The sequence below is a fragment of the Lacicoccus kunmingensis DSM 17847 genome, assembly GCF_059568765.1.
In genome coordinates, this window is the sequence record NZ_JCANUC010000027.1 from 1 (window position 1) to 24899 (window position 24899).

22 protein-coding genes and 1 pseudogene are annotated in these 24899 nt (G+C 38.0%); 17 read left to right on the plus strand and 6 right to left on the minus strand.

Going from position 1 to position 24899, the window contains the following annotated elements:
- Together BO48_RS15380 and BO48_RS15385 are read left to right on the plus strand one after the other, a co-directional pair.
- Window positions 1–243: restriction endonuclease subunit S (locus BO48_RS15380; protein WP_496368806.1), on the plus strand; the 243-nt coding region annotated here is incomplete at its 5' end.
- 69 nt (window positions 244–312) lie between these two features.
- On the plus strand, window positions 313–1242 hold the full coding sequence (locus tag BO48_RS15385; protein WP_496368808.1) for a site-specific integrase: 930 nt from the start codon (window positions 313–315) through the stop codon (window positions 1240–1242).
- 26 nt (window positions 1243–1268) lie between these two features.
- Here the strand turns inward: BO48_RS15385 and BO48_RS15390 are convergent, their stop codons facing one another.
- On the minus strand, window positions 1269–1826 hold the full coding sequence (locus BO48_RS15390; protein ID WP_496368846.1) for a restriction endonuclease subunit S: 558 nt from the start codon (window positions 1824–1826) through the stop codon (window positions 1269–1271).
- Between the two features lie 39 nt (window positions 1827–1865).
- Window positions 1866–2345, minus strand: a pseudogene (locus BO48_RS15395) (restriction endonuclease subunit S); the annotation flags it as partial.
- A gap of 276 nt (window positions 2346–2621) precedes the next feature.
- On the opposite strand from BO48_RS15395, the gene BO48_RS15400 reads away from it, so the two are divergent.
- From BO48_RS15400 to BO48_RS15435, 8 genes are all read left to right on the plus strand, one after another.
- Window positions 2622–3161 (plus strand): helix-turn-helix domain-containing protein, encoded by a 540-nt coding sequence (locus BO48_RS15400; RefSeq protein WP_496368810.1) that lies wholly within the window; start codon window positions 2622–2624, stop codon window positions 3159–3161.
- Between the two features lie 12 nt (window positions 3162–3173).
- Window positions 3174–5222 carry a hydantoinase/oxoprolinase family protein gene (locus BO48_RS15405; RefSeq protein WP_496368812.1) on the plus strand — a complete coding sequence of 683 codons (2049 nt, stop codon included), beginning with the start codon at window positions 3174–3176 and terminating at the stop codon, window positions 5220–5222.
- Entirely contained in the window at window positions 5212–6885 is a 1674-nt protein-coding gene (locus BO48_RS15410) for a hydantoinase B/oxoprolinase family protein (protein ID WP_496368814.1), read from the plus strand. Before BO48_RS15405 ends, BO48_RS15410 begins: the two co-directional genes overlap by 11 nt.
- A 12-nt stretch (window positions 6886–6897) precedes the next feature.
- Window positions 6898–7224 (plus strand): cupin domain-containing protein, encoded by a 327-nt coding sequence (locus tag BO48_RS15415; protein ID WP_496368816.1) that lies wholly within the window; start codon window positions 6898–6900, stop codon window positions 7222–7224.
- 13 nt (window positions 7225–7237) lie between these two features.
- Complete coding sequence (locus BO48_RS15420; protein ID WP_496368818.1) at window positions 7238–8563, plus strand: purine-cytosine permease family protein; 1326 nt, start codon at window positions 7238–7240, stop codon at window positions 8561–8563.
- 342 nt (window positions 8564–8905) lie between these two features.
- Window positions 8906–10030 carry a M20 family metallopeptidase gene (locus BO48_RS15425; protein ID WP_496368820.1) on the plus strand — a complete coding sequence of 375 codons (1125 nt, stop codon included), beginning with the start codon at window positions 8906–8908 and terminating at the stop codon, window positions 10028–10030.
- 59 nt (window positions 10031–10089) lie between these two features.
- The gene (locus BO48_RS15430; RefSeq protein WP_496368822.1) at window positions 10090–11505 is read left to right on the plus strand and encodes a YfcC family protein; all 1416 of its coding nucleotides are present in this window, start codon (window positions 10090–10092) and stop codon (window positions 11503–11505) included.
- Between the two features lie 86 nt (window positions 11506–11591).
- Window positions 11592–12734 carry an amidohydrolase gene (locus BO48_RS15435; protein ID WP_496368824.1) on the plus strand — a complete coding sequence of 381 codons (1143 nt, stop codon included), beginning with the start codon at window positions 11592–11594 and terminating at the stop codon, window positions 12732–12734.
- A gap of 134 nt (window positions 12735–12868) precedes the next feature.
- Here the strand turns inward: BO48_RS15435 and BO48_RS15440 are convergent, their stop codons facing one another.
- Both BO48_RS15440 and ahlS read right to left on the minus strand, forming a co-directional pair.
- Entirely contained in the window at window positions 12869–13996 is a 1128-nt protein-coding gene (locus tag BO48_RS15440) for a zinc-dependent alcohol dehydrogenase family protein (protein ID WP_496368826.1), read from the minus strand.
- Between the two features lie 26 nt (window positions 13997–14022).
- Window positions 14023–14880, minus strand: a complete 858-nt coding sequence (ahlS, locus tag BO48_RS15445; protein ID WP_496368828.1) for an AhlS family quorum-quenching N-acyl homoserine lactonase — start codon at window positions 14878–14880, stop codon at window positions 14023–14025.
- A gap of 346 nt (window positions 14881–15226) precedes the next feature.
- On the opposite strand from ahlS, the gene BO48_RS15450 reads away from it, so the two are divergent.
- Together BO48_RS15450 and BO48_RS15455 are read left to right on the plus strand one after the other, a co-directional pair.
- Window positions 15227–17095 carry a KAP family P-loop NTPase fold protein gene (locus BO48_RS15450; RefSeq protein ID WP_496368830.1) on the plus strand — a complete coding sequence of 623 codons (1869 nt, stop codon included), beginning with the start codon at window positions 15227–15229 and terminating at the stop codon, window positions 17093–17095.
- A 259-nt stretch (window positions 17096–17354) separates the two neighbouring features.
- Window positions 17355–17588 (plus strand): helix-turn-helix domain-containing protein, encoded by a 234-nt coding sequence (locus BO48_RS15455; RefSeq protein ID WP_496368832.1) that lies wholly within the window; start codon window positions 17355–17357, stop codon window positions 17586–17588.
- 47 nt (window positions 17589–17635) lie between these two features.
- Here BO48_RS15455 and BO48_RS15460 read toward each other — a convergent pair whose 3' ends face one another.
- Together BO48_RS15460 and BO48_RS15465 are read right to left on the minus strand one after the other, a co-directional pair.
- Entirely contained in the window at window positions 17636–18619 is a 984-nt protein-coding gene (locus BO48_RS15460; RefSeq protein ID WP_496368834.1) for a formamidase, read from the minus strand.
- Between the two features lie 251 nt (window positions 18620–18870).
- Entirely contained in the window at window positions 18871–19986 is a 1116-nt protein-coding gene (locus tag BO48_RS15465) for an IS4 family transposase (protein WP_496368836.1), read from the minus strand.
- Window positions 19987–20283: 297 nt separating this feature from the next.
- Between BO48_RS15465 and BO48_RS15470 the strand changes: the two genes are divergently transcribed.
- The 5 genes from BO48_RS15470 to BO48_RS15490 all read left to right on the plus strand — a co-directional run.
- Window positions 20284–21354, plus strand: coding sequence for an IS30 family transposase (locus BO48_RS15470; RefSeq protein ID WP_496368838.1), 1071 nt, complete (start codon window positions 20284–20286; stop codon window positions 21352–21354).
- Window positions 21355–21607: 253 nt separating this feature from the next.
- Window positions 21608–21769, plus strand: coding sequence for a hypothetical protein (locus tag BO48_RS15475; protein ID WP_496368840.1), 162 nt, complete (start codon window positions 21608–21610; stop codon window positions 21767–21769).
- Window positions 21770–21898: 129 nt separating this feature from the next.
- Complete coding sequence (locus BO48_RS15480) at window positions 21899–22084, plus strand: hypothetical protein (RefSeq protein ID WP_496368842.1); 186 nt, start codon at window positions 21899–21901, stop codon at window positions 22082–22084.
- A 133-nt stretch (window positions 22085–22217) separates the two neighbouring features.
- Window positions 22218–22910 carry an SAV1803-related protein gene (locus tag BO48_RS15485; RefSeq protein WP_496368848.1) on the plus strand — a complete coding sequence of 231 codons (693 nt, stop codon included), beginning with the start codon at window positions 22218–22220 and terminating at the stop codon, window positions 22908–22910.
- A 306-nt stretch (window positions 22911–23216) separates the two neighbouring features.
- Window positions 23217–24899: hypothetical protein (locus BO48_RS15490; protein ID WP_496368844.1), on the plus strand; the 1683-nt coding region annotated here is incomplete at its 3' end.

Here is a 24899-nt window from a genome sequence, read left to right on the forward strand (position 1 = left end):
TTTGTTTTTGAGTGGCTAGAATACTTTAGACCCAAATGGCAGCGGTATGGACAACCAGGCAGCCAGGTCAATTTAAATTCTGCTATCGTAAAAAAACAATACATAAATATCCCTTCTTCATCCGAACAAAATAAAATTGCGGAATTTTTAATATCGTTAAATAAATGTCTCGATCTTCGTCAAAAAAAAATTAATGAAATAGTAAAATTAAAGAGAGTATATCTTCAAAAATTATTTCTATAAATTATACTAATCTTCTAAAATGTAAAAGTTGATTTCATTTTAATCAATATTAATTTTAGGAGGATTTTTATGTCAGCAAAAAAGAAGGAAAATCAATTGTTTTTCAGGTATTTCGAGAATTGGGTCAAATTATACAAGGTCGGTGCTGTACGAGATGTGACTCTGAATAAGTATTATATGACTTTGCAAAAGTTAGAGTTACTAGCACCTAATCTCAGGATGTATGATTTGGATCGACAAAGTTATCAACAAATATTAAACGACTATGCCTTTACACACGAGAAGCAAACCACTATGGATTTTCATCACCAGTTAAAAGGGGCAATATTAGATGCAGTGGATGAAGGTATTATTGATAAGAATCCCACACGTAAAGTAATTATTAAAGGTAGAGCGCCGAGACCTAAAAAAATAAAGTTTTTAAATCAATTTGAGTTGCAGGCTCTACTGAAGAATTTAGACTTAACAGAGGAAATTAACTGGGACTGGTTTATATTACTAGTTGCTAAAACAGGAGTAAGATTTTCTGAAGCACTTGCATTAACACCGAATGATTTTGACTTCTCTAAACAGAGTATTTCAGTCGAGAAAACATGGAATTATAAATCATCAAAAGGTGGCATGCAGGAAACAAAAAATGAATCTTCAAAACGAAAAGTAATAATGGATTGGCAAGTAGCAATGCAATACTCACAAATGATCAAAAATTTAGACCCAAAGAAACCTATATTCGTGAAAGGTAGGATTTATAATTCTAGTGTGAATAACAGGCTCAGAGCTTTGTGTATTAAAGCAGACATACCTATCATTTCTATACATGGTCTTCGCCATACTCATGCATCACTTTTATTATTTGCAGGAGTATCAATTGCCAGTGTGGCACGCAGACTTGGACATTCCAGCATGATTACGACACAAGAAACATACTTACACATCATCAAGGAATTAGACAATCAGGATAACGATAAGATAATTAGGCATTTATCAACTTTGTCATAAAAAATCTAGAGAGAAATCATTTCTCTCTAGATAAATATTTTTCTTAAGTAGGTTTCTTTAAGTTTAAATAATAATTTTAACTTACGTTGACGAAGTTCGATGAACTCGTCAATTTTTTTAAACGTCAAACCAAGAGCTTCCTGTTCTTCTAAACTAGGTACAACTGTAGGGATACTCTCAATCGTTTTTTTAGAAAGACTAGGTACACCGGTAGACTCGTCAAATTTTTTCCATTTAATATTTTGTGCTAAATAAAAGAGAAATAATATATGATAATTAGGCATTGATGTAAGGTAAAAAAGAGTATCTACTGTCCAAAATGGAGCCTTTAAAAATTGAGGCTTATCAATAGTTCCTTTACGACCGATGCCAATTCCATCTACATCAGATAATTTATCATCCACAGACAACATGTAACCGCCAGTCCCGTACACAGCGATATCACCGTTCGATAGATGTTTGTAGTCTTTACCATTGTTTACTTTTAAAATTTCATTTAGTTTACACTGTTCCCATGCTAAATGGAACCCACTTAATCTTAATTTTGGGAATAAATTTTCTCTTAAAGGAAACAAATATATCATAAAGTTTTGTTTTGCTTTTAATAATATGTTAATTTTTCGCTGATGAAGAGCGACTATATCATCTACTTTTTTTAGAAGTTTCGCGATTGAGATTTGTTCCTGTAAATTAGGTATTGCTATATTGACTTTTCCAATTTCATTTTTATTAATTTTTCTTGGAAATGCTATATGCAATGTTCTTCGCCACAATTCATTTTGCACTGGAGAAGATTCAATTAAGTATTTTAGAAATGTCCCATCAGAACAATTTGGTTTTATTAATGCGAGACTAACGTAATAAGCCAATAATTCATTAGTTTTTACAACATTAGTCGTACCAACGTCACCAATTCTTGTCATAAGAACATCCCCATGCCTAGGATAATTTTTAAATTCTTTAGTAAAATCTTCTTCTGAGATATATTTATTAGAATCCAGATCTTTTATATTCTCAACACTTAAAAACTTTATACCCCTCTCCTTATATTTGGGAGTCTGATGAGTACCGTCAAAAATAGTACTTATGTCGTTCAACTTACGCTGTTCCCAATCTTAAAGTAGTTATCAAAAGTTCAATTATTGAAGAATTTATTGGAAAATAATATTTATTCTATCTTTACCGCTAGTCTTGTTCACTTCTTTCTCGAATCTATCAAAACTATCATTTAACTTTTTATCAAATCCATCTATCTAGTAACAATATACACTAATTAATTAATAGAATTGTCTTAAAATTCTTTATTATCTAATTTTATTATGATATATTATAAAAAATTACAGTATAACTAGAATTTTAGGAGATGGTAGGATGAACCAATGAAAGAAGTATCCGAGAAAATAAAACTGTTTAGGAAAGAAAATAACAAAACACTTAAAGAACTCAGCGCAGAAACTGGGTTGTCTGTGAGTTTTCTTTCCCAGGTTGAACGCGGAGAATCCAATCTCGCAATCACTTCCTTAAATAAAATTGCGGATGCTCTCGGGATTCATATCACATCATTTTTCACACCACAGTATACCGAAGATTTTAAAACGTCACCAGAAAAGATGGAACCATTTAAAATTGAACGTTCTGATCAGGAATTTTTCAGAGCTTCAAGTGAATTTAAGAACAGAAAACTTGATAGCTATATTATTAAAGTTCACCCGAATAACGCAAGTGAGTCTTCTAGCCATGAAGGTGAAGAAATGTATTACTTACTGGAAGGGGAACTTGTATTTTATGTCAATGGCAAAAGATATGTAGTCAGTAAAGGGGAGGTCATACATTATCCATCTAATATAAAACATCACTATATCAACGAGTCAGATGAGACAGCCAAAATTTTATGTGTATTAACGCCAAAATTATTCTAAGGAGAGATGAAAATGAGAGTTGCTACGGATATAGGTGGTACTTTTACAGACCTTGTGGCAGTAGATGAAAATGGAGAAATAATTGTAGGGAAATCAGATACAACACCATCCAGTTTTGAAAAAGGGATTTTCAATGTTATTGAGAAATCCAATATCGATTTTAAAGATATTGAGATGTTCTTCCACGGAACGACTGTAGTAATCAATGCTTTGACAGAAAAAAAGGGCGTGAAAACAGGATTAATTACAACAAAGGGTTTCAGGGATGTCGTGGAAATAGCCAGAGGTAACAGACCAGATCTTTTCAACGTCAAATATAAGAAACCTGCCCCTATTGTTGAACGTCATTTAAGAAAAGAGGTTTCTGAAAGATTGAATTACAAAGGAGAAGTCGAAAACGAACTGAATCTCGGAGAAGTGGATGAGATCATTGATTATTTCAAATCTGAAGGTGTAGAAGCTATCGCTATTTCTTTACTCCACAGTTATAAAAACAGTGAACATGAAGAACGTATAGCGGAACATATTAAAAATCGGTGGAAGGACGTCCATATAACTACATCAAGTGAATTAAGCAAAGAATGGAGAGAATACGAGAGAACAACGACAGCGACTTTGAATGCTTACGTTAAACCCATTGCAAATGACTATTTGAATAATCTGGAAAGCAAGTTGAATGAAAAAGGTTCCAATGACCGTAATTATGTGATGCAGTCAAATGGTGGGACGAGTACATTCGATGTCGCCAGATTATCACCGATCAATATGGTGGAGTCAGGACCTGTTGCAGGTATTTTCGGCGCTTCCATGCTTGGTGAAATTTTAGGGGAAGAAAATTTGATTGTACTTGATATAGGCGGTACTACAGCAAAATGCTCACTGGTAGAGAATAACAACGTGAAAATCTCAACTGATTACAGCCTAGAACAGACAAATCAGTATGCCGGATATCCATTGAAAGTACCAGTAGTTGATATTGTGGAAATAGGTAACGGCGGTGGATCTATTGCTTGGATTGATGACAGCGGTTCCATAAAAGTAGGACCAAAATCTGCAGGTGCCGAACCAGGTCCGATTTCTTATGGTAAAGGTGGAGATAACCCAACGACGACAGATGCAAATGTACTGCTGGGCAGACTTTCATTGGAAAATTTTGATACCAGTACAACTTTGGATTCAATAAAATCTAAGTTCAAAACGAAATTGGGTGAATATCTTAATCAGGAAACAGATGATCTAGCGATGGGCATTATCAAAATAGCCAACTCGAATATGCTAAATGCTTTGAAACTGGTTTCAGTAAGAAAGGGTTATGATCCTAGAGACTTTACTATGGTCGCAATCGGAGGCGGCGGACCAATGCATTCACAAGCTCTGGCAAGAGAACTGGGAGTTCAAAAAGTCATAATTCCTTCCACGGCTTCTGTCTTTGCATCATGGGGCATGCTGATGTCGGACCTGAGGCACGATTATTCACAAACTATGCTGTCAGTGACAAATGAAGCGGATTTAAATCATATAAATGACAAGTACGATGAGATTATCAAAAATGCAGAAAAAACACTTGAAAGTGAGGGCATGAATGAGAAAGATATCATCGTTACGAAAAGTATAGATATGAGATATCTGGGACAGGAACATACGGTGGAGGTTCCAGTACCATTTGAAAAGCTTGATGTAGAAAATATCAAAGAGATTGTACAAAGCTTCCATGACAGTCATGAAAGGCTGTACACATATACACTGCCTGAAAATGGTACAGAAATCGTTAATATCAAAGTCAAAGTTTTAGGTAAAATAGACAAACCAAAAATTTCAGAAGAAAAGGTCGGAGAAGGTGATAAGCATCTTGGCAGACGTTCAGTGTTTTTCGAAGAAGAGGGATGGATTGAAGTGGATGTTTATGCCAAAGATTATTTGACTGTTGGAGACAAAGTAGAAGGACCTGCACTAGTAGAAGAGAAATCTTCATCTACCGTAATTAACAACGGTGATGTACTGATGAAGGATAAATATGGAAATATGATCATTGAAATTGGAGGCGTTAATAATGAATTATAATACGGATCCGTTTACTTATGAAGTGATTAAAGACTCTATGATTTCCACTGGTGAAGAAATGTTTATCGCTCTTGCAAAAACTTCAATGAGTCCTATCATATATGAGGTTTTGGACTATGCTTGTGGAATGACAAACAGTAAAGGGGAACTTGTTACCCAGGGAAATGGCGTTACCGGATTTATAGGCATGCTGTCATTCATGGTTAAAGAAACCATCAATAAGTATGGTGATGATATTCATGAAGGAGATATTTTTCTTATTAATGACCCTCACCAGGGTGGAGGCTCTCATCTACCTGATGTTGGTGTAGTGATGCCTATTTTTCACGATGGCGATTTAATTGCTTTTGTTGCGAATAAAGCACATTGGACAGACGTAGGTGGTAAAGATACCGGCTCAATGGCGACGAACTCAACAGATATTTACCAAGAAGGATTGCAGTTCAAATGTCTCAGATTGTTTGATAAAGGTGAGATAAATCAACCTCTTATGGAGCTCATAGAATCCAATATCAGATTTCCTGAAATGTCCATCGGAGATCTTTGGGCACAAGTAGCTTCACTAAGAACTGGAGATAAACGTATAAAAGAGCTCTGTGGAAAATATTCCAAGGAGTCAATTTTGGAAAGCATGGCCAGGTTTTTGGACCAGGGCGAGAAACTTGCACGGAAAGAAATTTCCAAACTGCCAAAAGGTACGTTTGAAATTGAAGATATGATTGACGATGATGGTATTACTGAGGATAGTATCAAAGTAAAACTGAAACTGACTATTACAGATGATGAATTCATCTGTGATTACAGAGGTTCCTCTCCTCAAGTTCAAGGCCCGATTAACAGCTCATTTACAGGACTGGTATCCTCTGTTAGAACAATATTTTTAGCAATTACTAACTCAGATCAAGATATTAATGATGGGGCATTTAGACCACTTAAAATTATTACAGATGACAAATCGGTTTTTTCAGCTGAAAGACCTGCACCAGTCTCGATGTATTGGGAATCAATGTTATACGGTAATGAAATGATATGGAAATCATTGGCACCTGAATTGCCGAATAAACTAACAGCAGGCCATCTGATGTCGGTCTGCACTGTCATCATGGGTGGAAAGCATCCTGATAAAGATGGAGATTTTCTCATCGTAGAACCTTCCGTAGGTGGATGGGGAGCTGCAAATGAAAGAGATGGTGATACTGGACAGTTCTGTGTACTCGACGGCGAGACTTTTAATGTTCCTGTTGAAGTTGCTGAGACAGCCTATGGAGTTATGGTGGACGAATACTCTATGAGGACAGATGGTGCTGGAGCCGGTAAGTATCGAGGTGGCCCTGGGGTTATCAGGACTTACAGAGCTTTGACTGATGGACAATTTTTTACTGCGAGTTTTGGACGTCACAAAACTAATGTATGGGGTGCTGCAGGCGGAAATGAAGGTTCAAACAATGAATTTTATATCGAAAAGGTAAATGGTGAGATTGATGGGCCGTTTGGCAAATACAATCAATATAAACTGTCTAAAGGAGACAGGGTAGTCCTGAGAACTGCAACGGGTGGCGGATACGGAAATCCACTTGAGAGATCAAGAGAGGCAGTGGAATCGGATATTAAAAATGGTTACATTACTACTGAACAGGCCAAGAGAGACTATAACTTTCAATGAGGATGAATAAAATTGGAAATAAAAACAATTTATGATGCTCCAACTACGGCACCAATTATCATGGTTCCAATGTTTGATGAAATATTCAAAGAAAAAAAGATTGATGGAACTTTTAATTATGTTGAGATTGAAGGAAAAGCAAAAGTTCCAGAAGAAGGTTACAGTATCCATGATCATGATGAGCTATCCATGGTTATAGAAGGAAGTTTAGAGGTGGAAATTGAAAATGAAATCTATCATGTGAAGACTGGAGATTATACATTGATTCGTAAAGGTGTGCCTCATATATCTAAAAACCTTAATGAAGAAAAATGTACAATCGTTAGTCTCCTTATATAAGGAGGTAAGGGGTATGAGCAAAAATAAAGAGGCAAAAGGTATGGGAAGTGACAATCCATTAGAAAGTGTACCAATGCATAAAAGACAACATTGGACAACGCCAGCGGTGATTTTTGGAGGGTTAGAATTCACTATACCAGTTCTTATGGTTGGTGCTACGCTTGCTGGTGCATTTGGTCTAACTCAAATATTCTGGATAGTATTATTTGCAATGATTGTTTTTCAATGGACCGGGAACGCGATCCAAGGTCATATAGGAGCTAAGACAGGCAGGCCATCTTCTGTCATAGCGAAAAATAGTTTTGGTAATGTTCAGGCCAGAATTATAGCTGGAGGAACAATCTTCTTAGCATCTCTCGGTTGGTGGGCTTTACAAACAGCTGTAGCAGGGAATGCAATCTCAGCAATGTTTGGTATTAATTACGAAGAGCAGTGGATAATTTGGGCGATAATTACAACGATAGCAGGTTTGGTTTTCGCTATACCGTCAATAATAGGGTATAACTCCATGAAATGGACTGACTATCTTGCTGTTCCAGCGGGATTATTATTAGTAGTTGGTGGAATTTATTTCGCTTTGAGAGACACTGGTTGGACTCAATTATTGGAGTGGAGTCCAGAACCAACTATGACTGTAGTAACAGCTATCAGTTTAATAATCGGAGCAAATGTTTCTCAATGGGTGATTGCGTCAGATTACACAAGATATGCTAAACCGACATGGAAAGATAGCATCTTAATTCCAATAGGCATTGTTGGTATCGGGATTCCTTTATTTATGGTCGGAGCTATAATGTCTGTAGGCGTCGGAGATGCAGATATTGTGAATGTTATGTTGAATCTAGGCTTTCCAGTTTGGGGCTTTCTAATTCTATGGTTAGCTACGTGGACCAGTCAGTTAGTTAATAACTATAGTATGGGATTAGCTTTTTCAAATCTTTTGAATGTTAATACTGATAGAGGAAGACAAATACTCACATTATTAGGAACTTTAATAGCTATTGGTGTAGCTTTAGCAGGAATTCTTGACTATTTTGAAGACTTTTTATACTTAACTGCACTTGTTTATCCTGCGATAGCCGGTATTTTATTTGCAGATTTCTTTTTCCTTAGAAATCAAAAATGGGAAAGCATTGATAAATGGAACTATGTAGCTACAATTGCAGCAATAATTGGTATTGCTATTGGTTATTATACTCAATATGTAAATAATTGGGGTTTGCCTGCAGTTCAATCCTTATTTGCCGCATTCTTCTCATATTATCTGTTGATGTGGATCAAAGCCAAAATCAAACCGGATGACTTTACACCTACAAAATGGTTAAAAAATAAAAGTTAAATTTTCACGAACCCTTCACATTTCTTTTTCGAGAGTAGAGGGTTCGATTATCTTTTATCAGTTATTAGGGTATGTATTATAAAATGCTGATTATACGGCTCAGTCTTCTCAATATCTATGATATAAAATCTGCTAGGATAAGTAATTATAAAATTTAGAAAAATCAGTATATAATCTTGTAAATAGTAAAGTTTATGTATACAATCGATTTACAAAATCAATTGTATCCAATCGACAATGCCCAATGAATGATTCATTTGAAAGCTTTTTATCATATATTGGAAAAGGAAGAAAAACTGTAATTACGATTGATCCACTATATAGAATAGAGGAGGTCAGATAATGAAGATATTAGAGTATACAAATAAACATCAAAAAGAAATACTTTCAGATTTAAAAGATTTAGTTAATCATGAATCCCCGTCACTTGATAAAAACTTAGTCGATGAAGCTGGCGGATTTTTGAAAAGGCTGGTTTCAGAGAGATTGGGGATAGATGAATTTATGGAATATCCAAACGACAATGTTGGTAATCATTTGAAGTTTGAATATGGAAATGGTGAGGAGCAAATACTATTTCTCGTTCATTACGATACAGTGTGGGAGAAGGGTGAATTGAAAACTCATACTGAAGAAGGAAAGCTTTATGGACCAGGAACTTTTGATATGAAAGGTGGAATAATTCAAGGTATATGGGCACTGAAGACATTAAAAGATTTAGATTATACACTGAATAAAAAAGTTGCTTTCTTATTTACATCTGATGAAGAGTTACTTAGTCCGACATCAAGAGAATTAATTGAATCGGAAGCGAAAAAATCTTCGGTTGTTTTAGTGTTAGAGCCACCAGAAGCAAAAACAAATTCATTAAAAATTGCTAGAAAGGGCGCAGCTACTTATAACATAAAAGCACATGGTATTGCCTCCCACGCTGGCAATGATCCTGACCCTAACGCTAGTGCTATACATGAAATTGCTCATCAAATAAGGTATTTGGAAACACTAGCTGATTTTGATAAGGGAACAAGTATAAATGTAGGTATCTTTAATGGAGGTACTAGAAGTAATATTATTTGTGATGAAGCTACTGCGGAAGTTGATGTTCGCTTCAGTACTCAGGAAGAAGCAATCAGAGTCGAACAAGAAATATTGAAGCTAGAACCTATCTTAGAAAAAACTACAGTTGAAGTTTCAGGGGAAATTAATCGTCCACCAATGGAGTACAATGATGAATCTAAGACGCTATTTGAAAAAGCTAAAGAATGTGGTGAAGAGCTAGATATTAATATAACTGGTGCGTCAGTAGGGGGAGTGAGTGATGGAAACTTTACCGCTGCTGTAGGTGTACCTACTTTGGATGGACTAGGTGCTGTCGGTGAAGGCCCTCATGCTAGACATGAACATATAGTTATAGAGCATCTCCCTCAACGTACAGCATTGTTAACTAATTTGGTTTTAAAATTATGATTGTTTATCTCAAGGAAATTCATTTAATCAACTAATATATGAAAAAAGGGGTATGCAGCGTGGAAAATAAAGAAAATAGAAGAGGTTTCAAAAAGATATTTACTATGCCGGACGCATTTATTATTATTTTCGGTATAGTTCTATTGGCGACAGTTGCAACTTACATAATCCCAGCAGGTGAATATGAGAGAGAAACTGTTGATGGTATTACACAAGCAGTTCCTAATAGTTATACAGCTACTGAGTCAAACCCTGCCAATCTAATGGATTTATTTAGTTCAGTGCCAGTTGGAATGGTAGAATCAGCAAACATTATATTTTTGATTTTTATAATTGGTGGAGTCGTAGCATTAATTGAATCAACAGGAGCTATTGATAACAGCATCAATAAATTAATTGACAAAACAAAAGGTCGATATATGTTATTGATAACCGCTGTCGCAGGAATTTTTGGTCTGATGGCTACTTTAGGGGTTGTTCCAAACGCAGTAATTGCTTTTATCCCGATAGGAATAGCCTTAGCTCGATCTCTTAATTTAGATGCTATCACAGGGGTAGCCACAATATATTTAGGTTACTATGCTGGTATGATTGCAGGGGTTATAGATCCGACAATACTTGGTTTAGCTCAAACAATTGCCGAGCTACCTTTATTCTCTGGTATCTACCTTAGAATAGTTCTCTTTTTCATTCTAATGGCTGTCACTATTATTTATATTAATTATTATGCCAAAAAAGTTAAAAATGACCCTTCAAAATCTTTAATGGGAAATAACTTATTTGTAGATGATATAAAAGAAGATGTAGATAATATAGAAACGAAATTAACAGGTAAGCATATACTTATACTACTGACATTTTTATTATTCATCATACTATTTGTATTTGGAGCTTTCACTTATGACTGGAGTATAAACGAACTATCCGCAATATTTATTATGATGGGTATAGTAGTTGCTGTCATAGATAAAATCACACCGAATCAATTTATCAATATTTTTATGGAAGGTGCTAAAGCCCTTACTTATGGTGCTTTGGTCGTTGGTATAGCAAGAGCAGTTATTGTTATTTTGCAAGACGGGATGATTATAGACACCATCGTAAATGCAGCAGTAGCTCCGATGGAATCTACATCATTATTTATCGGCGGAATCTTATTGTTTCTATTTAATCTATTATTCAATTTAGTTGTTACATCAGGTAGTGGCCAAGCATCAATAGTAATGCCTTTGATGGTTCCTTTGGTGGATATTCTAGGGATTACAAGACAAACGGGTGTACTAGCATTTAAATTGGGGGATGGATTTTCCAATATTATAACACCTACTTCAGGAGTACTCATGGCTGTTTTAGCTATAGGTAAAATACAGTGGGTAAAATGGTTGAGATTTGTATTACCATTATTTTTAATATGGGTAGTTATAGGTATATTAGCAGTAAGTTTTGCAATAATTACAGATTATGGTCCATTTTAGATTTTGTTTAGCAATGATGATAGGAAAAAATTAAACTAGAGTTTGTACTATAAAGAGAGTGAAATAATTTTAAGAAAGGTGATTATATGACAGAGCAACAATTGGCTACACGATTGCAGCCTATTTTTGAGCACCTCCATGCAAATCCTGAAATTAGTTGGAAGGAGGTAGAAACAACAAAATATTTAATGGATTTTTTAAAGCAAGAGGGATTGGAACCTGTAGCTTTTGATGATATAACCGGCTTATATGTTGATATAGGAAAAGGTATTCCAGAAGTCGGTTTCAGAACTGATATAGATGCACTTTGGCAACAGGTGGATGGGGAATTCCAGGCAAATCATTCCTGTGGTCATGATGGCCATATGACTGTTGCTCTCGGTGTTGTCTTATTATTAAAAGAAATAGAAGATGAGCTATCTGGATCCGTACGTATCATCTTTCAACCAGCCGAGGAAAAACTGGAAGGGGCCAAGAAACTTGTGGAACTTGGTGTTGTTGATGATCTGAAATATTTATATGGGACTCATGTACGACCATTAATAGAGTTGGACGATGGGAAGTACTCCCCGGCACTACATCATGGGGGGACAAAGTTTTTTTCAGGAAAGATTGAAGGTATAGAAGCTCATGGTGCGCGTCCAGAAGAAGGGATTAATGGTATTGAGGTGGCTGCCGCATTGATTGATGGACTTAAACGTTTGTGGTTTAGGCCATCAGACTCTGTTTCAATAAAGATGACAAAAATACAAGCCGGTGGATCTTCAGCAAATATTATTCCTAGTAGTGCAACATTCACAATAGACGCACGAGCTCAAACGAATGAGATGATGGAAAAGCTGACAGATAGTTTTGAGAGTGTTGTTTCTTCGGTGAGTACTACATTTGGCGCGTCCATTGATTATAAGGTTGACTCTCACATCGCCGCCGCACGAGTTGATGATACAGCTAAAAAAATAATGGAACAAGCTATTATAGACGTAACAGGAGAAGTAAATTGTGCTTCAGAAATAGTGACTCCTGGGGGAGAAGACTTCCATTTGTATACTTTTATGAAACCAAAACTTAAAACCACAATGTTAGGAATTGGAAGTGGGGTGACTCCAGGATTACATCATCCTGAAATGACATTTAATCAAGAAAGACTTCCAGTAGCAGCGGAAATTGTTACAAATGCACTTGTAAAGACGTTAAACTATCTTGAGTCAAGTAGTGAAAATTTTAAATAAATTGGGGACAAAAATAAATAGAGAGATGCTAATTTAATTTTCAGTATCTCTCTATTTATTTTATGAAAAAGATATGAAGTTTTATAAAATTCAAAATAACATAATTAAAATTTAGATGATATTAAAAAGTTTCATTAGTCTATTTTCACTACCAACCTTGCCACATCACCTTTCTCCAACCTATCGAACCCTTCATTGATATTTTCTAGCGATAATGTATCTGATAACAACGTATCAACAGGTAATCTACCTTGCTTATAAAGTTCAATGAACCTTGGTATATCTCTGGTGGGAACACAGCTGCCTACATAAGATCCTTTCACTGTTCTTTCTTCGGCTGTCAAAGTCACCTGTGGGAATGAGAAGTTGTGTTTTGGATCAGGTAGACCGGTTGTCACTGTCATTCCACCGCGTCTTGTTATTTTATATGCAACTTCCATCGCAGGAACGACACCTGCTGTTTCAAAGGCGTAATTTACACCGCCATTTGTCAGTTCTTTCAGTTCATCTACAGATTTTTCATCAGATGAATCGAATGTATGCGTAGCTCCCAGCTTTTTAGCTAATTCAAACTTATTCGGATTGATATCCAGGGCAATGATCTTACTTGCCCCGGCAAGCTGTGCACCGATAATTGCGTTCAGACCGATACCGCCAAGTCCAACGACTGCGACTGTACTCCCCGGTTTGACCTGGGCAGTATTGATGATGGCGCCGATGCCGGTAATCACCGCACAGCCAAAAATCGCAACTTTTTCGAAGGGAATATCTTTATCCACTTTTATCACAGAGTTGGCTGAAACGACTGTATGCGTCGCAAAGCCTGATACACCGACGTGATGGTGGACATCTTCACCGTCACCATGTAATCTCTTACCGCCATCCAGCAGTTCTCCTTTTTCATTGGACTCCGCCCCTTTTTCACAAAGTGCCGGCCTGCCTTCACGGCAGGGGATACAGTGACCGCAGCTTGGAACGAAAGCACAGACGACATGATCACCGACTTCAAGGTCTTTAACGTTGTCTCCGACTTTAACAATCTCGCCGGCCGCTTCATGTCCAAGTGCCATCGGTGTCGGTCTTGGCCTTGAGCCGTTTATTACCGATAAATCTGAGTGACACAGTCCGACTGCACCGACTTTGATCATTACTTCATTACTCTTTGGATCATCCAGCTCAAGCGTCTCTATCTTCAAAGGCTTACTTTCAGCGTATGGTGCCGGTAAGCCCATTTCATGTAGTACAGCAGCTTTAATCTCCATAGTAACCTCCTATTGGATACTGAATTTTATTCATAATAACCTTCAGTAGATTTTCTGAACCCTTCAAACTGTTCGCCGTCATGACCAAACCAGATTTCTGCATTTTTTTCTTTGGCCAGCTTCTGGATTTTCTCGACAGAGCGTGCCCAGCCGATGGAGTCATAAATGATACCAGGCGGTTTCAAAGAAGGCTCCATGCTGTCCTTTGTATAGATGGCATCGGAGGCAAGAATCAGAGTACCCAGCTCTTCAGTTTCAATCTCCAGACCGATCATACCCCAGGCATGTCCGCTGCCGAAGTTCAGAACTTTGATACCTTCAACGATTTCAAGATTATCTTCATAGGGTTTGATAGTTTTCCATGTCAGGTCATTCTTAATCCAGGCATCAATATCCGCCCAGATATAAGCACCTTCCTTCTGATTTCTTGCATAAGTCTGCATTGTGCCGTTCAATTCATCATCATTTACGATAACGACTGCATTAGTGAAATACTCGAGACAACCTGCGTGGTCAAGATGCAGGTGGGAGGCAACAACATAATCGACTTCTTTTGGATCGACGCCGATTTGTTCAAGTCTGTTCGGTAAGTAGCATTCTTCAGTGGCAGAGTAGGGGAAAGCCTTCTGAGTATTCGGCCCCCAGCGGCCATCGTGGTCTTCGCCCGCCATCCCTTCAGGATTACAGGCAGTGTCGAAAAGTATCTTTGCTTCAGGGTGATCGATGAACACAGTATAGATCGGAAACTCGATTAACTCATTCGGTGCATTGGGATGGTCGATAGTGGCTTGATTGGAGTTAGCAATCATGAGGTTCTTGTCCATTCTGAGCGTACCATTATCGAGAACGTAAATCTTCATGCGGTCTTTGTTGATGTTTGCCATGTCATTCACCTCTTCTAATAGTCTAAACTTATTATATATGAAAGCGAATACAAAAAACAAAGAATATTCTGGAAATTAAGGTTGAAGAAATTAGCTATAGGGATTAAGTTGCTTGCAGTAGAGAGTGAGTGATATCCATACAGTGTGTTGTTTTGTTAAGTCAAAACCCCCAACTTACAATATACGGTTAAAAATGATATATATTACTAGCATTCATTAGAATGAATCAGAATATATTTATAATATCCTAATATTGGAAATAAAACTTGAATTATCCATAGAAATATTACATAATATTATGAATAGTAAAATATCATAATGGTTAGAGATAGAAAGGGGACTTTTTATGGCAAAGGAAAAAAATACACATATTGGAGTTCATGATTTACCGATAAGCAATAGGAAACTAGATAAATTTGGTGTTACACCATACATAGAGGCTTTAAGTGATTTTATTACAGAATGCGAAACTCCAATTACAATCGCTCTACAAGGCGGGTGGGGGACTGGTAAAACATCTTTTATGAATCTTATTAATAAAGAGCTTAAACCTGTTAAAGAACTAGGGATAGATATGGAAAGGATGGGAGATGAGATAGATAGAAGCAATGCTACATCAGAGACTCCTGTGATAACGGTTAACTTTAATACTTGGCAGTATACGCAATTTCATTTACAAGATAACCTAGGCATATCATTCCTTAGTTATATGGTCCAAAAGTTATCTCATGATTTAGATAATGATGATTTAATAAAGAAAGCCAGAATGGCACTTAAATCAGTTTCAGCATTCGGAATGAACGTACTATTATCTAGGTATGGTCTAAGTGTTCCAGAACGAAAGCGTGATGATAATGAAGTAATAATGGATCCAGCACAAGCAATTGAGAGTTTAAAAACATCTATAAACTCTATAGTTAAACAACATTTGGATAAGTATAAAGGAAATTCTAAAGAACCACGTTTAGTAATTTTCATAGATGATTTGGATCGGTTGAACCCTCGCATTGCTGTAGAACTTTTAGAAGTAATAAAGTTGTTCCTCGATATAGAAGGATGTGTTTTTGTTCTTGCAGTAGATAACCGTGTGATTGAAGAAGGTATTAAGGACTCCAAGAACACCTCGATTGAAAAAACAAGAAGCTTCCTGGATAAGATGATTCAGGTGCCTTTTAAAGTACCAGTTGAAACATATAAATATAATGAGTTTTTGAAAGAAAATTTGGGGGAAGTTTACAAATCGTCGTATACTCCTAAAGAATTGGAGAACTTAATCCGTAACAGTCTAGGTAGTAATCCACGAGCATTAAAGAGGTTGATTAATAATTATTATTTAAATAATAAAGTAAACGTAAAATTATCTGACTCGCCAAGTTTTAAAGCGGAAGATCAATCTATTTTAATTGCAATAATTTGCATGCAATTATCTCATCAACCTCTATATGTGACAATACTAAATTCTAAAGACGAGAAAATTTTAGAGTTAATAGAACAAAGTGAGAAAAAAGAAGAGAAATTCATGAAAGACTTGAAAGAACTAATGGAAAAATATAGTCATCTAAAATTATTTGATGAAGATATAGAAGGGAACTTTGATAGATATGTAACATTTCTATCATTGCTCCGAGACTTACTAGTATCCATTAAAAATAAGTACTCTGATCAGGGGGACTCAAAACATCTATCAGGTGAAGACTTAGATATTTTTGTTGAAATCCTAAAACAGTCAGAATTAACAAGTGGTACTCAAAATGCAAATAAAAAGGAAGAGAAAATATATAGTGATGAAATTATAGATGTTGATTTAAAGGAATTTGCTGAGAAAAGTGGTCAATATAAACTTGAAACTAAACCGTTCCACTTCACAATCAATGGTGAAAGAATTAAAGACTCTCCACCTAAAAATGCTTTTAAAAAGATACTTGATAGTTTAATTACTGAAAAAGAACATATTTTAAAACTAAAAAATTTCCAAGAAATGAAAAAATTAACTCATATTATTCACTTTCCTTTATTACCTGATGGGGAAGAAAAAACCAAGTATGAAGAGACATATAGCATTTTAAAATTTGAAGTGGATGGAGAAGAAGCAACAATTGGTTATCATTTCAGTTCAAAAGAATCAGCGAGACACCTTTACAGAATATCAGAATATCTTGAACCCGGAGCAATACAAGAATTCAATGTTAAATTGAAGGCGAGAGAATTAATATAAGGTTGTCTTTTTAATAGAAGCTGACAAATTTGGTAAGCATAGATAAAATTATTAATTAACGAACCCCAATCTTGAGTCTGAGATTGGGGTTCATTGCTTCATAAATGTTACTCTATTTGATACTGTATTATATTGTTGGTTTTTATAATGAACCTGGGCATCGAAGGCATAAAAAACGCCATGTGAATTTCATGTTATATTGAAGTTAGCACAACACTCAATAAAGGAATGAAATCACATGACGCAAATTAATGATAACATGCCTCGTCAAAAGGGCAAACACCTGATCCGTGATGAACGGATACAAATCAAAGTTTTAAAAGAAAAAGGGGATTTGAACCGTGCCATTGCCGAGGCCATCGGTTGTGACCGCCAAACAGTGAAAAATGAACTGGATCGTGGGTCGGTGGCTCAAGTGAAGGCACAGAAGCAAAAGAGAAAAACTAGAAGTCAAACTTATAAATTATTGAAACTTTCAATATTAGAGTACTAGAGAGAGCCTGTTGAGCTCAAAGCTCAGCAGGCTCATTATAATGTTCGCTATTTCTTCCCCGGTTTCTCAAACCCGTATGCTTGCCCATCTTTATGAACGATCTCATCTTCCCACGACAACTTATATTCCCCTTCTTGAAGATCCTGCATATAGGTATAAGGCGCATCGTTTATGCCGCCTTCAACTGCAACATAACCACGGTGTCCAAGTTGATAAATATTATTTTCAACCGCCCAGTGTGTTCTGGCTTCGTGAACGAGGTCGGGTCTGACTTCGCCTGTGATAATTTCATCCGGTCTGTTGCTGCCTTCAACCAATGGTACGCCGTCAAAATTGACGATGGTGCCTGCGCCCATGGAATCATTTGTGTCGTCTGTTCCGCACATGGCAACAGAAGCGGTGTAGGCCAGGTTGCAGAAAGCATTTGCCTGGTTGGTGATATTCCACGAATGACGTATCGGTGCAGTGTAACCTGCCGTCCGTAAAATGATATCTGCACCTTTGTAGGCAAGTTCGCGACTGACTTCCGGGAACATGCCGTCATGACAAATCGCAAGACCCAGTGTACTGCCGTTCGGTCCCTCACATACCGGAAGTCCTTTGTCGCCGGGTTCCCAAGGCTCGACAGGCACCCACGGATGCAGTTTGCGGTAATTCAGTTTAATTTCACCTTTATTGTCTATGATCAACCCAGTATTATAAGGGTTGCCATCCGGGTTGCGTTCCATTATCGAGAAGCACCCCCAAATATCATTCTCTTTACATACTTCCTTGAACGCCTCGACTTCAGGTCCATCGACATCACACATGATTTCGTCATCCATGCTCATTGAAAGACCGTGAAGCATATACTCGGGAAAAACCACCAGATCTATCGGCGCCGCAAAACGTCTAGCTTTCCTGACCATCTTACATACTTTCTCAGTCTGTTTCTTCAAATTCTCTTTAGTTTCTGTGATGGGCAGTTGGAGCTGCACCAGTCCAATCACAACACCATTCGGTGATTTGTTCAATCCTCCAAGTCCACTCATTCAATCCATCCCCTTTAACTTAATGAAAATTCAGTCTTATATCTATTATACCAAACAGTGATTTGCACGGCTCGTATGAGAAACAATTATTTATTAAAATAAGTTCACTAGCGTTGCATAAATAGTGTCGCAATTTTCTGACATTCAACTTTTCTTAAAAGTGACAAAAAAGTAAATACCCGAATAAAGGTGACACCATCCATTTGTTAATTATTTACAATTATGCTTGAGTGACATTGTCTGTTTGCGGGTCAGGGATCCGCCCTGCCTCTGATTTTCCGGAGCCAGATGCGGGCCGGTTTCCATAACGCGGCGCGTAAGTATCGACTGATCTGTAAGGTCTTCCGCCGGCTGTTCGTCTCGATTTGTATGAGGACATGCAGGCAAAACACAATCAATGCAATGAACACCTGATTGTGAATGGCCCATTCGCTTTGACCGTAAAATTTTTTGATGCGCAGATGCTGCTTGATCCATTTGAAAAATAACTCGATGGCCCAGCGGGATTTATACATCTCTGAAATCTCTTCAGCACTCAAGTCAAAGCGGTTCGTAATCAAGTGCAGCAGATTGCCTTTCGAGTCTTCGACTTTCAGTAAGCGGAAAGCATTCTCTGCCCGGTTTTGCGGTGTGCCGATGAGCACCATCTGGTCGGATTGCACGGCTGACTCATCTGTCAGTTTAAAATCTTCCAATACCCGGACCTTGGCGTTTTTACGCAGTCGGGAGAGAAAGAAGAAACCATCATCGGTCATCCGGTCAAAGCGCTCGTAGTCCAGGTAGCCGCGGTCGAACACATACATGCATGCTTTATCATCGACCATGACTTCAAGCTGTCCCCGGTCATGCGTTTTGGCCGGCGTTATGACCGCCTTTTCCGGATAGGAGACACCTTTTTCCATAAACACCAGCCGGAGATGCAGCTTGACCCCAGCTTTGGTTTTACGGAATTCAGCCCACTGATGATGGGTCAGGTTGAGCGGCAATGTACTGGAATCGATGATTTTTAAGGGCATGGCCGGTTGCGTATGTTGCGTTTTTAAATGGATCCGGGCAACCAGATCCAAAAATATCTTCTGAAAGACCGTCGGATCCAGCGCATTCAATCGACGAGATAACTGGGCGATGCTGATCGACTCCAGATTCACCGCTTTTTGAAGCTGATCATCAAACAGTGCATCGCTCAGGGCATGGAGACTTTCAATTTCTTTCAGTTGCGCAAACAGTAACAGTTTTAAAAATGCGTCTGTTGTCAGTTTCTTTGAATAATAATCTAAATTCAATGTTTTCACCTGGAAATCAAGTAATTCCATGTTGAGCGGTGAAAACCATTGCTCAAATGATGTTTTTGGTGTATTCTTGTCCATATGTTGGTCCTTTATATTGGATTTGGACGGGTAATCACCGGACGCATCTATTATAAAGGATTTTTTATTTGTTGAAAATGAGAAAACACAACATTTTGAGTATTATTAATATTCGGACAGAATTTATGCAACGCTAGTGAAATAAGTTGCATTTTATATTAATTCTTTGTGATACAATATATGTAAATAAATGGTGGATTTTATAATGAACTTAGCCACCCATGGCATAAAAAACGCCATGTGAATTTCATGTTATATTGAAGTTAGCGAAACTTCTCAATAAAGGAATGAAATCACATGACGCAAATCAATGATAACATGCCACGCCAAAAGGGCAAACACCTGACCCGCGATGAACGGATACAAATCAAAACATTACATCAAAAAGGGGATTCGAACCGTGCCATTGCCCGGGCCATCGGTTGTCACCGTCAAACAGTCAAAAATGAACTGAATCGCGGATCGGTGTCACAAGTGAAGGCACAGACGCAAAACGGGAAAACCTATCGCTATACCCATACGGTCTATTTCCCGGATGCCGGTCAGCGGCAGTACGAAGAAAACCGGGTGAATTGCGGCCGCATGCCGAAATGGGTCAATATCCCCGACGTCATGGCATGGGCGGATACAAAGATGCTTGAAGACGGATGGTCGCCCGACACGGTCATCGGTTATTTGAAAACCCAGTTTCCGTATGCGACAGCCCAACTGCCATGTACGACCACGCTTTATCACTGGATCCATATCGGTATCATGCGGACGAAGAATATCGATCTGCTGGAGAAAGTCAGCAGTGCCCCCAGAAAGACCGGCCGGCATGGTCAAGAAAACAAGCGCAAGCTGGGCACGTCCATTGAAGACCGGCCAAAACATATTGAAGACCGGGCAGAATTTGGCCACTGGGGAATTGATACGGTGCTGGGCATCAAAGGGGCAGATGACGCCGTCCTCCTGACCCTGGTGGAGCGTAAGACACGGTTTGAATGCCTCATTAAAGTCGAGCGGAAGGATGCCGCATCGATTTCAAAAGCCGTTCGATCCCTGGCCGAGCGCACCGGCACAGACATGGGCACCCTGTTCAAAACCATCACCTCGGATAACGGCTCGGAGTTCAGCACTCTGGAAACGGATCTGAAAGACACCAACCAAATGTATTTCAGTCATCCTTATGCCGCTTATGAACGCGGCACCAGTGAAAACCAGCACAAATTGATTCGACGGTTCATACCGAAAAGTCAGCCCATCAGTCAAGTGAGTCAGCAGCAAACCTTACGCATACAAAAGTGGATGAACACATATCCGCGGAAGCAGCTCAATTACCAAACGCCACAGGACGCATTGATGGCAGAGATGAAGGCGGTCGTCTAGAAAGTGCAAAAATTCTCTCTCCCCCTCGGGGGAGAGTCAACCCTCCTTCATCCATTCACAATCCCCCCATACCGGGGATCGGACACGTGGCTAACTTGAACTTGAAATTTAGGTTTAATACAATACATGTATAATTCTTCTTTATTTTTAAAATGCGTCCACTGTAATGTTAAGCTAGACACCTAAAAAAGATCACATGTGGGACACTCAAAATGAGTTTTCCGACCAAAGAAAAGCCTAGGAGTGATCACGCATGATCTACACCCATATTACCACGCGTGTAGCCATGTCCGAGAACCTTACCATCACGAAGGCCGATGAAAAAGAGAAGCGGGAAGTGACGAGCGGCAACTACAGGGGATTTTTAAGAAAATACTTCAATCTCGATATTGAAATAAAGAGACTCGAAGAATAAAAGATTCAAGGAGGAGGAGCTTTGGAGAAGGAAGAGCGCTTCAGGCACATCATTTTTGACTAGACCCGATACCCGGTAATCAAGCAAATACTAGGAGTCATACTTGTTATTTTCATAGTCGTCATAGAAATGTTCGAAACGGACAGAATGACGAGCTTTGCGATAGTATTCTCAATAACAACCAAAGGGACGATCTACTGGGCAGCCAAGCTCATGTTCTATAGTAAAAACTGGAGAATCAGGGATGTCATATTTCTGATATTATTCATAATCCTGATGTTATGGGGCATATTCACTTATCTCAACTTGTTTTAAGGATAAATATCCCAGCTTCGACCTGACGCAAGACTCCAATATACTCGTCCTCTCTGTCGGTGTGTTTCTAAAATGCAATCAAAAGGGAGTCATTAATGGACGATTCTAAGGCGTATATGGAGAAATAAAAAACATCACAAAGGGGAAATTCTCCCGTACAGACGAAGGGTTATATTGTCATCATATTGATGAAAATAAATGGCTGAAAGTGTCTGATCAAAACTTTGTAAAGCATTATAATATTCCATTCGAGTATCAAAGAAAAGACAGGTTGGTCTATTGCGATCTGGCGGAGCATACCATTCTGCGCGTACTGATTGCCAAAGAAACTTCTGGTGATTATGGCACTCCCGGGTACGAAGCATGTTTGAAACCTATGATTGAAGAGTGGTATCTGGATGAGGAAATACCCGGGCGTGAGTGGATGAAGAGATGCTACAACAAAGCGTTTTTAGAACCCCAAAAAGCATTCAATCTGTTGAAGGCGATGCAGCAAATGATTGGGTTGGATTATCATGACACTTTGGAAGATTATTACGAGTCAAAAAGAAAAGATCTGGAAAAAGTATTGATTGTAAAAGAAAAGATGAGGCAGAGACGCAGAGAAGATAAGGATTATTGGATAGAAAATGCAGGACGGTTGAATTACAGGAATTCCAGAAGTGAGATTATTACAGCCAGTTATTACATAAGAGAGGCATATAAAAATACAGAGGATTTCCGTCCAAAAAACCTCGGCATGAAAGAGTATGAGGACCAAATGAAAGAATTCACGAAAGAGAAGATCTTGGATGGCCTTCTGAATTATATCGAAAGTGGAATTTAGCCTCCTGAAAATCGATATGAGGACCTTACCCGTGAAGCAGTTACAAGAATTTTCGAACAAGCAGGCAGCGCTGGATTAAATCCTGAAGTCTTATTTGAAAAAAGGCGCAAAAATCAGATGGTGAGTGGTTCCGAGATAAAGATTTACATAGATTTCTAAACCAAAATGGAATCCAAGATAAAGCTTTAACACTTTTGGTAATAAATTACTGTTAATAGTGCAATTATATTCCATCTATATTATTATAGTATATATAGAATATAATTGTATTCTGAAAAATATGACTACATAATTTTGGAGGATAAAATGAACCGAAAAAAACTGTTGAAATTTTCACTTGCAAGTGTTTTGACACTTTCTGCCACTGCATATTTTACGGACGGCTCACAAGCATCAGAGATGGAAATTGATAAAGAGACAGAGGAAAATCATGAGGTCCAGGTTAATGAGAATAGTAACGGGTGGGGTGACGAATCAGGTATTGTAATTGATGAAGAGTTATCCGAAGAAGAAGATTCTGTAGTGCCATACCCGGAGAATGAAGCACCGAATACTTTTAATACTGATGGTTATGCAAATGCAACTGATGATTGGGAAGATGGAAATCAAGAAGTTGAGGATGGCGATTTGGAAGAGGAAGATTTTGAGGTAGATTATGGAGATTGGGACCCAAATGCCGCATATGATGAGTTTGGAAATCTTCTATATACTGCAGAGGAAGTAAATCATTATGAAAACGTACTAAACAATGCGTTGCAAACACCAAATTCTTATGTATACGTTGCTGACGGTGTATATGAATATTATTATGATGTAAACGAGGAAGGTTATGCAATTAATGAAAGAGAGGGTGAAAGGGTAATTCCAGCGGACTTGATTCATAGGAAGTATGAAATTTTCTCAAATGAAAAACTCTATCAGTTGGGTGTAGATATCCCACCGTCTGCACCTGAGGGACCAGAAGTTGAAGACCCAGGTGATGACGAGGTAGTAGAGCCTGAACCAGAACCGGAAGACCCTGATGTAGAAGAGGGTGGGGATGAGCCTGAACCAGAGCCAGAGCCAGAACCAGAAGAGCCAGTTGAGCCAGAACCAGAAGAGCCAGTTGAGCCAGAACCAGAAGAGCCAGTTGAGCCAGAACCAGAGCCAGAACCAGAACCAGAAGAGCCAGTTGAAGGTGATGACGATGAAGAAGACTCTGAAGATGAGGAAGAAACTGACGAACCAGTAGAAGATGAAGATTCTGAAGATGAAGAAGAAACTGATGAGCCAGTAGAAGAAGATGACTCTGAAGATACAAACCAAGAAGACCCTGTAATTGAAGATGATCTTTCACCAAACTATTTAAATGAAATTACTCTAATTGATAGTGAAAGTGGGAATGAAATAAGAAATCTCAGCTTTGTGGGTTCAACATTTGATAACAGGTTGAGTAACCTTTTAAAGAGTATAAATGAGAATTATGGTACTGAATATATTGTTGAAAATCAAACATTTGTAGGCAGAACTATAAACAGTTCGACAATTAATGGTGTAACACAGACAAGAACTACTAATAGTTATGAGATTTATTTGTCAAATGATTCTGACATCAAATACCCGTTTGATGAGCAAGTTTTTATACCAGATCATCCTTTATATGATGACGTTCATGCAGATAACACATTAAAAGATATAACAATCACAGATACAGATGGAGTAATAGTTTATATTGGATCTACTCAAGCTGAAGTTACAGTCGATGAATTCATAAGACAATCCATGGGCAATATTGATTCTGATATTTATTTTTATGAATCTGTTTCCGTTACTTCTGGTGTGACAACTAGAATAACTAATGAAGGCTTTTATTCAGGAGAATTCCAGGATATCAATGTAATTGTGGATTTTGTTGCTATGGAAGATGAAGAATCACCATCAGAAGGCGACGAAGATGAGGCTGAGACACCACCATCAGAAGGTGAGGGAGACGATGCTGAAGAACCACCT